Here is a 13,327-nt window from a genome sequence, read left to right as displayed (position 1 = left end):
TGGCTGGCGATCGCGATCGCCGACCGCGAACCGGGCAGCAAGCACGGCCGCGTCCGTCTCGCCGCCCCGGCCGACGAGGAACTCGCCGTCACCGCCGCGAAAGCCCTCGTGCACACCGAGGACGACATCCGGTGGACCGGTGACGTCGTCGCGAACGAGGTCCGCAAGCTGGGCGCGATCACCCTCGACGAACGCCCGCTCAACGACCTCGCCAAGTCGCAGCAGGCACTCCGCCTCGGCCTCGAAGCCGAAGGCCTGGGCCTGCTCAAGTGGACCGACGCCGCCAAACGGCTGCGCGAACGCATGGCGTTCCTGCACCGGACCCGCGACTGGCCGAGCGTCGACGACGAGAACCTGATCCGCGCGATCGACCTCGGCAAGGCCAAGAAGCGCTCCGACCTGGCCAAGATCGACACGGTGACGCTGCTGCGGAGCCTGCTGCCGTGGCCGGAGGCGGCGGAGTTCGACCAGCTCGCGCCGGAACGCATCGGCCAGGGCAAGGTCGACTACACGCAGGACCAGCCCGCCCTCCACGTCCGCATCCAGGACGCCATGAAGTGGGCCGACACGCCGCAGATCGCGGGAGTCCCGGTGGTCGTGCACCTGCTCTCCCCCGCAGGCCGTCCCACCGCCGTGACCAGCGATCTCAGGTACTTCTGGCGCAACGGCTACCTGCGCGTGCGCAGTGAGTTGAAGGGCCGCTATCCCAAGCACCACTGGCCAGAGCGGCCCTACGACAAAAGGCAGAACAAAGAATCCTGAACAGAATCACGACAAACACGTTTGAACCATTAGGAATCGAACAACGTTAATCTCAGCTATGGCGCACATCGCGATCTTCCTCATGCCCGAGCGCGGGCACGTCCTCCCCGCGCTCGGGATGATCGCCGAGCTCGTGCGCCGCGGCCACCGCGTGAGCTGCCCGGTCCCCGCCCGGTTCACCGCGGCCGTCAGCGAGTGCGGCGCGAACGCGATCCGATACGAGACGACGCTTCCCCCCGAACTGCCGGAGTCGCTCTACGTCGCCGCGCAACTCGCCCTGGTCGAGGCCGAATCGGCGTTGCCGCAGCTGGAGGCGGCGTTCCGGGACGATCCGCCGGACATCGTGCTGTGGGACATCGCGGCGTGGACAGGTGGCGTGATCGCGCGTCGGCTGGACGTGCCGAACCTGTTGCTGGAGAGCTTCCTGACCAGCAACGCGCACTGGTCGCTGGGCGCCGCCGTGGTGCCCGCCCGCACGTTCGACCCGGAGGCGATCAGGTTCTTCACCAGGGTGCACAGCTTCGTCGGCAGCTCGCTGCCGGAGTTCGTCGCGGGCGCGCGGCGCAGGATCGCGCTGTTCGCCAGGGAGTTCCAGCCCGCGGGCGACACGTTCGACGAGCGGTTCGCCTTCACCGGCCCGTGCCTGACCGAGCGGGCGTTCCAGGGCACCTGGGCGCCGCGGGACGACCGGCCGGTGGTGCTGGCGACGACCTGCGCGCAGGTGTGCTCCGACGCGGCGCGCGGCATGCCGTGGCGCCTCGTCACCAGGGGCAGGGTCCGCCGCCCGGCGGCGAACGTCGAGACGCACGACGAGGTACCGCAGCTCGCGGTCCTGCAGCACGCCAGCGTGTTCGTCACGCGCGGCGGGATGGCCGGCGTGATGGAGGCGCTGCACCACGGGGTTCCCATGATCGTCGTGCCGCACATGGCCGACCAGCGGCTCAACGGCCAGCGCGTCGAGGAGCTCGGGCTCGGCGTGGTGCTCGACAACGTGACCGAGGAGGGCGTGCGCTCGTTGGTGAGTCAGCTGGCGTCCGATTCCGCGATTTCCGCACGGGTGAAGGACATGCGGCGGATGATTCACCAGGCGGGCGGCAGCGCGCTCGCGGCGGACGTGGTCGAGGAGGAACTGGCGCGGTGAAACGGATCTGGGACGACGCGGTCCGCACGCTCGGAGGCGCACCGGACGCGGGCGACCTGATGGAGCGCTACGCCGAACCACATCGCTCGTACCACAACACCTTCCACGTGATGTCGGTCGTGCGCGACTCGTCCGCACTGGCCGACGCGTTCGCGTTCACGACCGAGGAACGCGCGATCCTCGCGTTGGCCGCCTGCGCGCACGACGTGATCTACGACGGCAAACCCGGTGAAGACGAACGCGCGTCGGCCGCATGGGCGCGCGAACGCCTGCACGGGCTGGAAGAAGAGCACATCGCACGGGTGGAGTCGTTGGTGCTGGCCACGATCACGCACTCGTCCGACGACCCGCTCGCGCACGTGCTGCTCGACGCCGACCTCGCGATCCTCGGCTCGGAACCGGAGCACTACGAGCGCTACAGCCAGGCCGTGCGCCAGGAGTACGCGCAGTACGACGACGAAACGTGGCGAGCGGGCCGCACCCGCGTGCTCAAAACCCTGCTCGACCGCGAGGACCTGTACGTGAGCGAACCCGCGCGGCAGATGTGGGACGCCGCCGCGCGGGTCAACCTCGCCCGCGAGCTTCAGTCGTTGGCGTAGAGCACCTTCGTGGAGGTGGTGAAGCGCCGCAACGTCTCCGGGATCGGGTCGACCCCGATGCCAGGGCCGGTCGGCACTGCCATGAAGCCGTCCTGCAGTTCGAACGGCTCGGTGACGTCCTCGGCGAAGTAACGGCGTGACGCCGACACGTCGCCCGGCAGCACGAATCCGGACAGCGCTGCCAGCGCCAGGTTCGGCCCGCGCCCGATGCCGGTCTCCAGCATCCCGCCGCACCACACCGGAATCCCGTGCGCCACCGCGACGTCGTGGATCCTGCGCGCCTCCAGGTAACCGCCGACCCGCGCCGGTTTGACGTTGATCACCCGGCACGCGTCCAGCGCGATCGCGGTCGCCGCGTCCCTGGCCGAGGTGATCGACTCGTCGAGGCAGATCGGCGTGCGGATCCGTTGCGCGAGCAGCGCGTGGCCGCGGATGTCGTCCTCCTCCAGCGGCTGTTCCACCAGCAGCAGGTCGAACTCGTCGAGCCGGCGCAGGTGTTCGGCGTCGGCCAGCGTGTACGCGGTGTTCGCGTCGACCTGCAGCAACACGTCGGAGCCGAACCGTTCGCGCACCGCCCGCACCGGTTCGACGTCCCAGCCTGGTTCGATCTTGAGCTTGATCCGGGCGTACCCCTCGGCGAGATAGCCCTCGACGTCCGCGATCAGTGCGGGGATCGAGTTCTTGATCCCGACCGAGACGCCGGCGGGCACCTTCGTGGCCGTGGCGCCCAGAAAAGTCCCGATCGACATCCCGTACGACCGCAGTTCGGCGTCCAGGATCGCGGTTTCCAGTGCGGCCTTCGCGAGCTTGTGGCCCTTGATCGCCTCGGTCCGGCCGGCGACCTCCGCGGCCGTGATCTCGGGCGTCACCCGTGGCACGAGATGCTGCTCCAGCACCAGTTCGGCCGCTCCGACGAACTCCGAGCAGTACAACGGTTCGGGGTCGGCCGCGAACTCCGACCAGCCCTCGGCGGCGCCCGTGACGACCCGCAGCAGGAACGTGTCCTTGGTCGTCATCGTCCCGAACGACGTGCGGAACGGCGACACCAGCGGAATCGCGACGTGCAGCAGCTCAACCCGCTCGATCTTCATCGGCGCTCCAACTCGTACCAGCCCTCGCGGGACATCGACGTGGCCACGTAACCCTGACCGAAAGCGTCGACGAACACACCGCGCACGGCTTCCCGCCACTGCCGAGCCAGCGCGGCGGACTCCTTGCGCACCTGCACGACGTCGCGCGGCACCCGGCACCAGATCCGTTCGCCGTCCGTGCGCGCCAACGGTTCCCCGTCCGGTGCCACCGAAACGACCTCGCCTGAAGGCACGGACTCGTGCGGTTCACGAGCACCGGTGAGATCCCATTGCACGGTCAGACGATCGCTCTCGTCGCCGTCGTTCACGCCGTCGCGCATCGGCCCGTAGAAGTCCACTGTGTACTCGGTGACGACCGCGCCGAGCTTCACCAGGTTGAACCGGGCGTTGCGCGACACCAGCGGATCGTAGGTCCATCGCATCGACCTGGCACCGAGCCCGACCGCCCAGTCCTTCTGCGCGAGCTTCAACGGGTGTCCGACGCCGGACCGCGCGGCCGCGATCATCGAGTACACCGACCCGTCCGGGCAGAAGAGCCCGGTCGTGGCACCGATCAGCTCGTCGCCGTCGAACGCCCCGATGGTCGCGCCGCCCGCGTGCCGGATGCAGTGCAACGTCTCGGTGGACAGCACGTCCTCGGTCGTCTCCCACACCCCGGCGTAGTAGGCCGCGACGCGGGCGATGCCCGGCACGTCACTGATCACTCGGAACCGCAAGGCGTGCCTTCCTGACGCTGTAACCGAAGTAGATGACGAACCCGAGGACCATCCACGCGAGGAACGCGATCCACGTGTCGAGCCCGAGGCTGAACATCATGTAGACGCAGAAGGCCAGCCCCAGCAACGGCGTGACCGGCGAGAACGGTACCCGGAAGCTGCGCCGGCGGTCCGGTTCGGTGCGCCGAAGGATGATCACCGCGACGTTGACCAGCGCGAACGCGAAGAGCGTGCCGATGCTGGTGGCGTCGGCCAGCGACCCCAACGGCACCAACGCGGCGAGCACAGCGATGAACAACCCGACGACGACCGTGTTCACGAACGGCACGCCGTTGCGGCTGAGCCGCGCGAAGATCGACGGCACCAACCCGTCGCGGGACATGGCGTACAGGATGCGTGTCTGTCCGTAGAGGACGGTCAGCACGACCGAGGTCGTGGCCACCACCGCGCCGATCGACAGCAGGATCGGCCAGATCGCCCCGCTGACGTTGTCGGTCAGCACCCGGCTCAACGCGGCTTCCGTGCCCTCGAACGACTGCCACGGCATGGCGCCGACAGCGGCCAGTGCGACCGCGCAGTACAGCGCGGTGATCACGACCAGCGACAGGATGATCGCGCGCGGCAGGTCGCGCTGCGGGTTCTTGGCCTCCTCACCGGCGGTCGACGCGGCGTCGAACCCGATGTAGGAGAAGAACAACGTGGCCGCGCCTGCGCTCATGCCGGCCAGGCCGAGCGGGAACAGCGGCTGCAGGTTGCCCGCCTTGAACGCGGTGAACGCGACCGCGCAGAACATCAGCAGCGCGCCGACCTTGACCCACACCAGGATCGTGTTGGTGCGCGCACTGCCCTTGGAACCGCCCAGCAGCACCAGCATCGAGATGACCACGACCAGCACGGCCGGGACGTTGACGATCCCGCCGGCACCAGGCGGCTGACTCAGCACGTCCGGAATCCGCAGTCCTGTCACCAGGTGCAGCAACTCGTTGACGTACTGCCCCCACCCGACCGCGACCGCCGCGACCGACACGCCGTACTCCAGCACAAGACACCAGCCGCACACCCACGCGACGATCTCGCCGAGCGTGGCGTAGGTGTAGGAGTACGAGGAACCGGACGCCGGGATGAGGCCCGCGAGTTCGGCGTACGACAACGCGGAGAACAGCGCGGTGATGCCGGCGAGGACGAACGACACCACGATCGCGGGACCGGCGAGCGGCACCGCCTGCCCCAGCACGACGAAGATGCCGGTGCCCAGCGTGGCACCGATGCTGATCATCGTGAGGTGGCCGACCCCCATGGTGCGCTTGAGTTCGCTGCCAGGGTGAGTCAGCTGGTCGATCGGCTTGCGCCGCAACACCCGCGCCCCGATGCGCTGTTCGTTGCTCATCGGGCCAACATAAACCCCGAGCTCGGACCTATCGGCCACCAACCGGGCGGAACGTGCGCCGGTATGTGTCCGGTGGCACACCAACGGTTCGGTGGAAGTGCCGGCGCAACGTCGTGGCCGTGCCCATGCCGGACGCCTCGGCGATCTGGTCGACGCTGTCGTCCGTCATCTCCAGCAACTCCTGGGCGCGCCGGATCCGCTGGGTGTGCAGCCACTGCAACGGTGTGGTGCCGGTGACCGCCCGGAAGAGCCGGGCGAGGTGGCGCGAGCTCATGTTCGCCTGACGCGCCAGGTCCTCGACGGTGATCGTCTGGTCGAACCGCGCCGAGACCCACTCGAACAGTTCGGTGAGCGGGTGCCCTTCGCCGGACGGCACCGGCGCCAGCACGAACTGCGCCTGCCCGCCGTCCCGGTGCGGCGGCACGACGAGCCGGCGCGCCGCGGTGTTGGCCGTGCCGGAGCCGTGGTCGCTGCGGATCAGGTGCAGGCTCAGGTCGATCGCCGCCGCCTTGCCCGCGCTCGTCATCACCTGGCCGTTGTCGATGTACAGCACGTCCGGGTCGACCTCGACGCGCGGATACCGTTCGGCCAGCACGTCGGTGTGCGCCCAGTGCGTGGTCGCCCGGAGCCCGTCGAGCAGCCCGGCCTCCGCGAGCACGAACGCGCCCGTGCACAGCGAGACGATCCGCGCGCCCTCGTCGTGCGCCGCCCGGACCGCTTGGACGAGCTCCAAGTCGATCGGTTCGTCCACGTCCGCGATCGCGGGCACGATCACCGTGTCGGCGCGTTTGAGCTGGTCAAGAGGCAGATCCGGCTCCAGCGTGAACCTGCCGACGCGCACCGGTCCGTTGCCGCAGATCTCGACTCGGTAGTCGAGCTGAGGGGCGGTGAAGATCTCGTAGGTGGCGGTCAGCTCGAAGTGCAGCATCCCGTCGGTCACAGCGAACGCAAGCATGTCCGAAACTGTACGCATCGTGTCGTTCCAGACACTAGCTCGTTTTCCGGTGCGCGGCTTGGATGGTCTACATGGGACACAAGATCGCGGTGTACGGCGCTTCCGGACTCACGGGGCGCTTCGTGTTGGCAGAACTGGAAAAGCGCGGCCTCTCCGCACTTCCGTTCGGCCGCGCTCAGGCAACGGCGGACGACTCGGCCGCCCTCGACCGGGCGCTGGAGGGCGCGGACGCGGTGATCAACGCGGCCGGTCCGTTCGCGGTCACCGCCCTCCCGCTGATCGCCGCGGCCGAACGCGCGGGCATCCCGTACGTCGACGTGGCGGCCGAGATCGAGGCGAACGCCGACACGGTCACCCGCGGCGCGTCGATCCCGGTGGTGCCCGCGATGGCGTTCTTCGGCGGCCTCGGCGACCTGATGGTCACCGCCGTCATGGGCGACTGGACCGACGCCGACTCCGCCCACGTCGCCTACGGCCTGAGCGGCTGGCAGCCGAGCCCCGGCACGCTCACCGCGGGCCAGGTCTCCCGCGACCGCCGAGCCGGCCGCAGCGTCCGGTTCCGCGACGGCGCGCTGGAGTACCACGACGGCACCCCGACCACCGTGACCTGGGACTTCCCGTCCGGCCCGCGCGAGGTCGTCGCCGAGTTCACGATGGCCGACGTCGTGACCGTGCCGAGCCACCTGGCGATCCCGGCGGTCACCACCTACATGTCGGTGAGCGCGTCCGACGGCCTGCACAGCGGCGCGGAACGGCAGGAGGCGGAAACGTTCGAGGTGGACGTCGTCGTCCGGCGCGGCTCGGACGAACGCCGGATGACCGTCACCGGCCGCGACATCTACGCCGTGACCGCACCACTGGCCGTGGAAGCCGTGGAACGACTGCTCACCGGCCGTTTCAACGTCACCGGCGTGGCTTCCGCGGGAGCGATGTTCGACGCTCAGGACTTCCTGGACGCGCTGTCTGACGTCATTCCGGCCAGGCGCTCTTCCTGATGATCTCCACGAAGTCCTTCCGCCGGAAGGCCGGGTCGAAGTGCGCGAGCACGTCGTCGTTCATTGTCCCGTAGGTGGTGTCCGGGCGGTGGGCCATGCCGTCGTAGAACGCTTTGAGGATCCGGTTCTTGAAGTCGGGCCGGGGATGCGCGGCCACCACCTCCGCCCGCTGCTGCTCGGTGAGCTCGTCGAGCCCGATCCCGAGCACATCGGTCTTCACGCCCAACGCCACCACGACCACCTCGGGCGTCAGGTGCATCGGCACCTCCGGCGTGGTGTGCAACGCGATCGCCAGCCACACGTTGCGCGCGTCCTCCTCTGACCGTCCGTGCTCCAGCAGGAACGTGCGCGCGGCCTCCGCACCGTCGATCTCGAACCGCAGGTCCTTCGACGCGTAGTACCGCGTCAGCCCCAGGTCGTGGAAGAGGCCGCCCACGTAGGCCAGTTCCGGATCGACCTCCAGCCCCCGCGCGGCCGCCTTCAACGACCCCCACAGGAACACCCGTCGTGAATGGTGGAACAACGTGTCGTCGGTGACCTTCCGGACCAGTTCCGTCGCCGACCGCACCAGTTCGGTGTCGGGGATCTCCACCCCCGCGATGACCTCTGCCATGACTTCATCGTCGGCTCGGCGGCAGCGCGCGCCCACCGTCAATCAGGACCGCCTGCCCACAGATGTGGACATGCGGGCCCGATACTCGCTCGGCGAGGCCCCGAGTCGCGCCACGAACACCCGCCGCATCGTCTCGGAACTCCCGAACCCGGCCTCCCGAGCCACCTGCGCAACGCCGTGCCCCGCGTCCAACAGCGCCTTGGCGTGGTCCAGCCTCACCTGTTCGACGTACCGCGCGGGCGTCGTGTCCAACTCGGTCGCGAACAACCGCGCCAGGTGCCGCGCACTCACGCCCACCCGTGCCGCCATCGTCCGCGCGCTGTGATCCAGCGCGGGCTGCGCCGACACCAGGTCCACCACCTCGCGCAACGCAGGCGTGCGCGCCGGCCTGACCTCCAACGGCGCCGAGAACTGCGACTGCCCGCCGGGCCGCTGCATGAACATCACCAACCGGCGCGCGACCTCCCGCGCCAGGTCAGGCCCGTAATCCTGCTCGACCAACGCCAGCGCCAGGTCCATCCCCGCCGACACCCCGGCGGACGTGAACACGCCCCGGTCCTCAACGAACAGCGAATCAGCCTCGACCTGGACGTCCGGGTAAGCGCGGGCGAGCCGGTCGGCGACCCGCCAGTGCGTGGTGGCCCGCCGCCCGCTCAACACCCCGGCGGCAGCCAGCGCGAACGAGCCCGTGCAGATCGAGACGAGACGTCTGGTGTTCCGCAAGCTTTGGATGGCGGCCACCAGGTCCGCCGGCACACCTCGCTCGACCAGCGCATCACCGCCCGACACGACGACCGTGTCCGCGTTCACGCCGTCCGGGGTGCCGTCGACCGGTAGTCGGACGCCGATGGAGGTCATGACCGGTGCACCGGACGCCGAGACGTAGCTGATGGCGTAGTCCGCGCCGACGATGTTGGCCTCGGAGAACACCTCCGCGGGCCCCGTGACGTCCAGCATCTTCATCCCGTCGAACAGGAGGAAGACGATCTTCCGGGCCACCCCGACAGCATGCCAGAAAGGAAACCCGCCAAGTTGCGAAGCAACGAGACGGGCTAGGGGGTCGGGGGCGAAGCCCCAGGCAAAGTCGTCTCTGCTGGTGGGCGTCTGCAAGTACTACCAACTCTTGATCAAATCGCCGCCAACTACACCCAACATGTTCGCCAGTTGTCGAACATGGCTGAGCCGGGCGTGGTGTGGCGGCTGGATCGACGAGGCCAGTTGGTAGTAGCAAAGTGCTTGTTGATGTTGGGTTGGTGGTACTTGCACACGCCATCGCCAGCCAGGCGGATGGCCTGACGGGACTTTGCTGGGGTCTGGGGGCTGGGCCCCTAGAAAACACCCGGAACGAGCTGACGAAAGCGGCCGAAGGCTGCTGAGCAGCCTTCGGCCGAGTGGAGGTGCCGGGAATCGAACCCGGGTCCTATGGCGGCTCATCAGGGCTTCTCCGTGCGCAGTCCGCTATGTCTCTACTTGACCCCACCAGTCACGCGAACGAGCAGGTGTGACGGGCCCAGCCACTGTGAGTGTCCCGAGCAGGCCCCGTGGCCGAGACTGCTGGTAAGCCCTCTAGCTGATGCCGGGAACTAGGCCGAAGGCACTCCTAGGCCGACAACCGCCGCTACTTGCTGTCAGCCAGCAAGAGCGTAAGCGGTGCGCGTGTCGTTAGACGTGGCGCTTATTGGTTTGCGATGACGCTTAACGGTGGTCTCTCGCCTGCACCGGCACGCTTCCCCTGAATCAACGTCCACAGTCGAAACCGTTCACCCCCTTGTAGTGGTACGCATAGCATAACGACTGGGGCCAGCCAGTTCTTCCCGAGGCAGGTAGGGCTGTCCCCACCTCTGACCGGCTAGCTGGCCAGATGGTCCCTGACCAGCGGGAACGACACGATGGACGGCATGAGGAAACCGAACGCGCTCGCAGCCGGGTTCTACCTGCTGACCAACCTGGTGACCGGCATCTTCTGGTTCACCCTCTCCGTCGTGCTGACCGTCGTGGGGCTCGCGACATCGGTCCTCTGGGTCGGTCTGCCGATCCTGTGGCTCGCGATGAACGTGGTGCGCGGCGGAGCGACGATCGAGCGGGCGTGGGTCAGGACGGCGTTGCGCACGGACATCCCCAGGCCGTACCGCGAGAAGCCGGCCGGCGGCACGCTGTGGCAGCGCTGGAAGGCCCAGTTCACCGATCCGGCGACCTGGCGAGACTTCGGTTATCTGTTGCTCCTGCTGCCGGTGGGGGCCCTGGAATTCGCTTCTGTCATCGCGATGTGGTCCGTCGCGGCGGCGTTCGCCGCCGTGCCGTTCTGGATCGACGACGCGCCGTTCGCGGTGATCGTGGGCGAGTTCTGGACCATCAACTCGTTCGTGTCGGCGCTGCCCGTCGCGCTGATCGGTCTGGCGTTGATCCCGTTCGCGGTCATCGGCACCAGGTGGCTCGGCGTGGTGCACGGCAGGTTCGCCCGCGCGATGCTCGGGCCGACGCGGGCGGACGCGCTGGCGATCGAGGCGGAGCGGTTGCAGTCGAGCCGGGCCCGCGGGGTCGAGGCGGCCGAGGCGGAACGCCGGCGCATCGAACGCGACCTGCACGACGGCGCGCAGCAGCGGCTCGTCGCGGTGGCGATGGGGCTGGGCCGCGCGAAGTCCAAAATGGACACCGACCCGGAGGGCGCGGCCGTGCTGATCGCCGAGGCGCACGCGGACGCGAAGCTCGCCATCAAGGAACTGCGCGACCTGGCGCGGGGCATCTACCCGTCCGTGCTCGGCGACCGCGGTCTCGACGCGGCGCTGAGTGCGCTGGCGGCACGCGTCCCGATCGAGGTCGACCTCGACGTCAACGTCGACCCGCGGCCGCCGACGTCGGTCGAGAGCGCCGCGTACTTCACCGTCGGCGAAGCACTCACGAACATCACCAAGCACTCCAACGGCACCAAGGCGACCGTGCGGGTCAACCGGGTCGACACGGGAGTGCTGGTAGAGGTCACCGACAACGGTCAGGGCGGCGCCGAGCTGAAGCCGGGCGGCGGACTCGCCGGCCTGGCCGACCGGGCCGCCACGATCGACGGTGTCGTTGTCGTCGTCAGCCCCGTTGGTGGGCCGACCGTTATTCGAGCGGAGTTGCCGTGCGTGTGGTGATCGCCGAGGACTCGGTGCTGCTGAGAGAGGGCGTGCAGCGGTTGCTCGCCGACGAGGGCATCGAAACCGTTGCGGCAGTGGAGAACGGCGACGGGTTGCTGGACGCCGTGACCGAGCACAAGCCGGACCTGTGCGTGGTGGACGTGCGGATGCCGCCGACGTTCACCGACGAGGGCCTGCGGGCCGCCATCGAGTGCCGCCGCCGCTACCCGGGGCTGCCGGTGCTGGTGCTGTCGCAGTACGTCGAGGAGCGCTACGCCGTGGAGCTCCTCGCGAGCGGTGCGAGCGGAGTCGGCTATCTGCTCAAGGAACGGGTAGCCGACGTCAAGGAGTTCGTCGACGCGGTGCGAAGGGTCGCCGACGGCGGCACGAGCATCGACCACGAGGTGATCACGCAGCTCATGGTGCGCAGCAAGAAGAGCCCAGTCGACTCGTTGACGCCCCGCGAACGCGAGGTGCTCGGGCTGATGGCACAAGGACTGTCCAACACGGCCATCGCCGGCTCGCTCGTGGTGTCCGACGGCGCGGTGGAGAAGCACGTCGGCAACATCTTCGCCAAGCTCGGCCTCGAACCGTCGAACTCGGAGCACCGCCGGGTGCGCGCTGTCCTCGCCTACCTGGACAGCTGAAGCAGACGGGCGCCGTTGTCGTGCAGGATCGCCTGCTCGGCGGCGGCGTCCAGGCCCCACGACCGGATGGCGTCGAGCTGCACCTCGTACGGGTACGGGATGTTCGGGAAGTCGGTGCCCAGCACGACCCGGTCCGCCAGCCCGGCGATCCGCCGGGTCCAGCCGTCCGGCAGCGGCCACATCCCCTCGCTGAACGGAACGCCCACCATCGTGGTGTCGATGTGCACGTTCGGATAGCGCTCGACGAGATCCAGCGCACCCGAGTAGTCCGGCATGCCGGCGTGCGCGATGACCGCCGTCAGCCGTGGATGGCGCCGAAGCACCTCCTCGAAGATGCCGAGCCCGGTGAAGTTCCCGGGCACCGGCCCTTCGGCGACGTGTGTCACCACCGGCACCCCGGCTTCGGCGAGCTGGCCCCAGACACCGTCCAGCAGTTCGTCCCGCGGGTCGTAGCCACCGACCTGGACGTGCGACTTGAAGCACCGCGCACCGGCCTCCAACGCCTTGCGCACGTACGCCTCGGCGCCGGGCTCCGCGTGGAACGTGCCCGTGGGCACCGCCTCCGGCACCCGTGCCGCGAAGTCGGCCACCCACTCGTTCAGCCACTCGGCCATGCCGGGCTTGTGCGGGTAGAGCAACGGTGCGAACGCCGAAACGCCCAGCTCCCGCAGTGCGGTGAGCCGGGCGTTCTCGTCAGTCCGGTACTGGATGAACCAGTCGACACCGGACGCGCGCACGCGGTCGAAGTACGCCCAGACCTTGTCGAGGACGTTCTGCGGCATGAAGTGGACGTGGATGTCCACCAACGCCATCAGTAACGGCCCTTCAACGCCCGTCCGTGCGCCTTGGCGATCTCACGGTTGGCGTCGCGCTTCGCGATGTCCTGGCGCTTGTCGTAGGCCTTCTTGCCCTTCGCGAGGGCGATCTCGACCTTGACGTAGCCGTCCTTGAAGTACATCTGCAGCGGGACGAGCGACAGACCGGACTCCTTGGTCTTGCCGATCAGCCGCTCGATCTCCGACTTGTGCAGCAGGAGCTTGCGCTTGCGCCGGACCTCGTGATTCGTCCACGTCCCCGCGACGTACTCCGGGATGTGCAGCGCGTGCAACCAGATCTCGCCGTCGTCGACCTGGGCGAAGGCGTCCACGAGGGACGCCCGTCCCATGCGCAGGCTCTTCACCTCGGTGCCGACGAGCTGAATGCCCGCCTCGTAGGTGTCGAGAATGGCCCAGTCGTGCCGAGCCTTGCGGTTCGACGCGATGACCTTCTGCCCGCGTTCCTTGACCATGGCGACAACTTTACGTGGTC

Annotated in this window: 14 protein-coding genes and 1 other RNA gene; 6 read left to right on the top strand and 9 right to left on the bottom strand. The window is 68.7% G+C overall.

Annotation, left to right across the window (positions count from 1 at the left end; genetic code table 11):
• From B0F77_RS33030 to B0F77_RS33020, 3 genes are all read left to right on the top strand, one after another.
• Positions 1 to 762: ATP-dependent helicase C-terminal domain-containing protein (locus B0F77_RS33030; RefSeq protein WP_281252570.1), on the top strand; the 762-nt coding region annotated here is incomplete at its 5' end.
• A 58-nt stretch (positions 763 to 820) separates the two neighbouring features.
• Positions 821 to 1,903: a macrolide family glycosyltransferase gene (locus B0F77_RS33025; protein WP_086666940.1), complete on the top strand. Its 1,083-nt coding sequence runs from the start codon at positions 821 to 823 to the stop codon at positions 1,901 to 1,903.
• Positions 1,900 to 2,502: an HD domain-containing protein gene (locus B0F77_RS33020; RefSeq protein ID WP_086666939.1), complete on the top strand. Its 603-nt coding sequence runs from the start codon at positions 1,900 to 1,902 to the stop codon at positions 2,500 to 2,502. The genes B0F77_RS33025 and B0F77_RS33020 overlap by 4 nt, the downstream gene beginning before the upstream one ends.
• On the opposite strand, the gene menC is transcribed toward B0F77_RS33020, so the two are convergent.
• Genes menC through B0F77_RS33000 form a run of 4 tightly spaced genes read right to left on the bottom strand, consistent with a single transcriptional unit; the run spans position 2,487 to position 6,669 of the window.
• Positions 2,487 to 3,593 carry an o-succinylbenzoate synthase gene (gene menC, locus B0F77_RS33015; RefSeq protein WP_086666938.1) on the bottom strand — a complete coding sequence of 369 codons (1,107 nt, stop codon included), beginning with the start codon at positions 3,591 to 3,593 and terminating at the stop codon, positions 2,487 to 2,489. The two genes, B0F77_RS33020 and menC, sit on opposite strands and share 16 nt — an antisense overlap.
• Positions 3,590 to 4,309 (bottom strand): hypothetical protein, encoded by a 720-nt coding sequence (locus tag B0F77_RS33010; RefSeq protein ID WP_086666946.1) that lies wholly within the window; start codon positions 4,307 to 4,309, stop codon positions 3,590 to 3,592. Before B0F77_RS33010 ends, menC begins: the two co-directional genes overlap by 4 nt.
• Positions 4,287 to 5,696, bottom strand: a complete 1,410-nt coding sequence (locus tag B0F77_RS33005) for an amino acid permease (RefSeq protein ID WP_086666937.1) — start codon at positions 5,694 to 5,696, stop codon at positions 4,287 to 4,289. The genes B0F77_RS33010 and B0F77_RS33005 overlap by 23 nt, the downstream gene beginning before the upstream one ends.
• Positions 5,697 to 5,724: 28 nt before the next feature.
• Positions 5,725 to 6,669: a GlxA family transcriptional regulator gene (locus B0F77_RS33000; RefSeq protein ID WP_086666936.1), complete on the bottom strand. Its 945-nt coding sequence runs from the start codon at positions 6,667 to 6,669 to the stop codon at positions 5,725 to 5,727.
• Positions 6,670 to 6,722: 53 nt separating this feature from the next.
• On the opposite strand from B0F77_RS33000, the gene B0F77_RS32995 reads away from it, so the two are divergent.
• Complete coding sequence (locus B0F77_RS32995) at positions 6,723 to 7,646, top strand: saccharopine dehydrogenase NADP-binding domain-containing protein (RefSeq protein ID WP_086666945.1); 924 nt, start codon at positions 6,723 to 6,725, stop codon at positions 7,644 to 7,646.
• On the opposite strand, the gene B0F77_RS32990 is transcribed toward B0F77_RS32995, so the two are convergent.
• The 3 genes from B0F77_RS32990 to ssrA all read right to left on the bottom strand — a co-directional run bounded on the left by B0F77_RS32990 (position 7,621) and on the right by ssrA (position 10,027).
• Positions 7,621 to 8,259 carry an HD domain-containing protein gene (locus tag B0F77_RS32990; RefSeq protein WP_086666935.1) on the bottom strand — a complete coding sequence of 213 codons (639 nt, stop codon included), beginning with the start codon at positions 8,257 to 8,259 and terminating at the stop codon, positions 7,621 to 7,623. The two genes, B0F77_RS32995 and B0F77_RS32990, sit on opposite strands and share 26 nt — an antisense overlap.
• 42 nt (positions 8,260 to 8,301) lie before the next feature.
• Positions 8,302 to 9,258 carry a GlxA family transcriptional regulator gene (locus B0F77_RS32985; protein ID WP_086666934.1) on the bottom strand — a complete coding sequence of 319 codons (957 nt, stop codon included), beginning with the start codon at positions 9,256 to 9,258 and terminating at the stop codon, positions 8,302 to 8,304.
• Positions 9,259 to 9,648: 390 nt separating this feature from the next.
• Positions 9,649 to 10,027: a transfer-messenger RNA gene (ssrA, locus tag B0F77_RS32980) on the bottom strand.
• Positions 10,028 to 10,148: 121 nt separating this feature from the next.
• On the opposite strand from ssrA, the gene B0F77_RS32975 reads away from it, so the two are divergent.
• The gene (locus B0F77_RS32975; RefSeq protein ID WP_425435755.1) at positions 10,149 to 11,390 is read left to right on the top strand and encodes a sensor histidine kinase; all 1,242 of its coding nucleotides are present in this window, start codon (positions 10,149 to 10,151) and stop codon (positions 11,388 to 11,390) included.
• A complete protein-coding gene (locus B0F77_RS32970; RefSeq protein ID WP_169731017.1) occupies positions 11,378 to 12,019 on the top strand; it encodes a response regulator transcription factor in 642 nt (213 codons plus the stop codon). Before B0F77_RS32975 ends, B0F77_RS32970 begins: the two co-directional genes overlap by 13 nt.
• On the opposite strand, the gene B0F77_RS32965 is transcribed toward B0F77_RS32970, so the two are convergent.
• Complete coding sequence (locus B0F77_RS32965; RefSeq protein WP_086666933.1) at positions 12,004 to 12,831, bottom strand: amidohydrolase family protein; 828 nt, start codon at positions 12,829 to 12,831, stop codon at positions 12,004 to 12,006. The genes B0F77_RS32970 and B0F77_RS32965 overlap by 16 nt on opposite strands.
• Entirely contained in the window at positions 12,831 to 13,307 is a 477-nt protein-coding gene (gene smpB / locus B0F77_RS32960; RefSeq protein ID WP_086666932.1) for an SsrA-binding protein SmpB, read from the bottom strand. The genes B0F77_RS32965 and smpB overlap by 1 nt, the downstream gene beginning before the upstream one ends.
• Positions 13,308 to 13,327 lie beyond the last annotated feature (20 nt).

It is taken from the genome of Lentzea kentuckyensis, assembly GCF_002150765.1.
In the GTDB taxonomy this organism is placed as follows: domain Bacteria; phylum Actinomycetota; class Actinomycetes; order Mycobacteriales; family Pseudonocardiaceae; genus Lentzea; species Lentzea kentuckyensis.
This window is presented reverse-complemented; position numbering and strand designations above follow the sequence as displayed.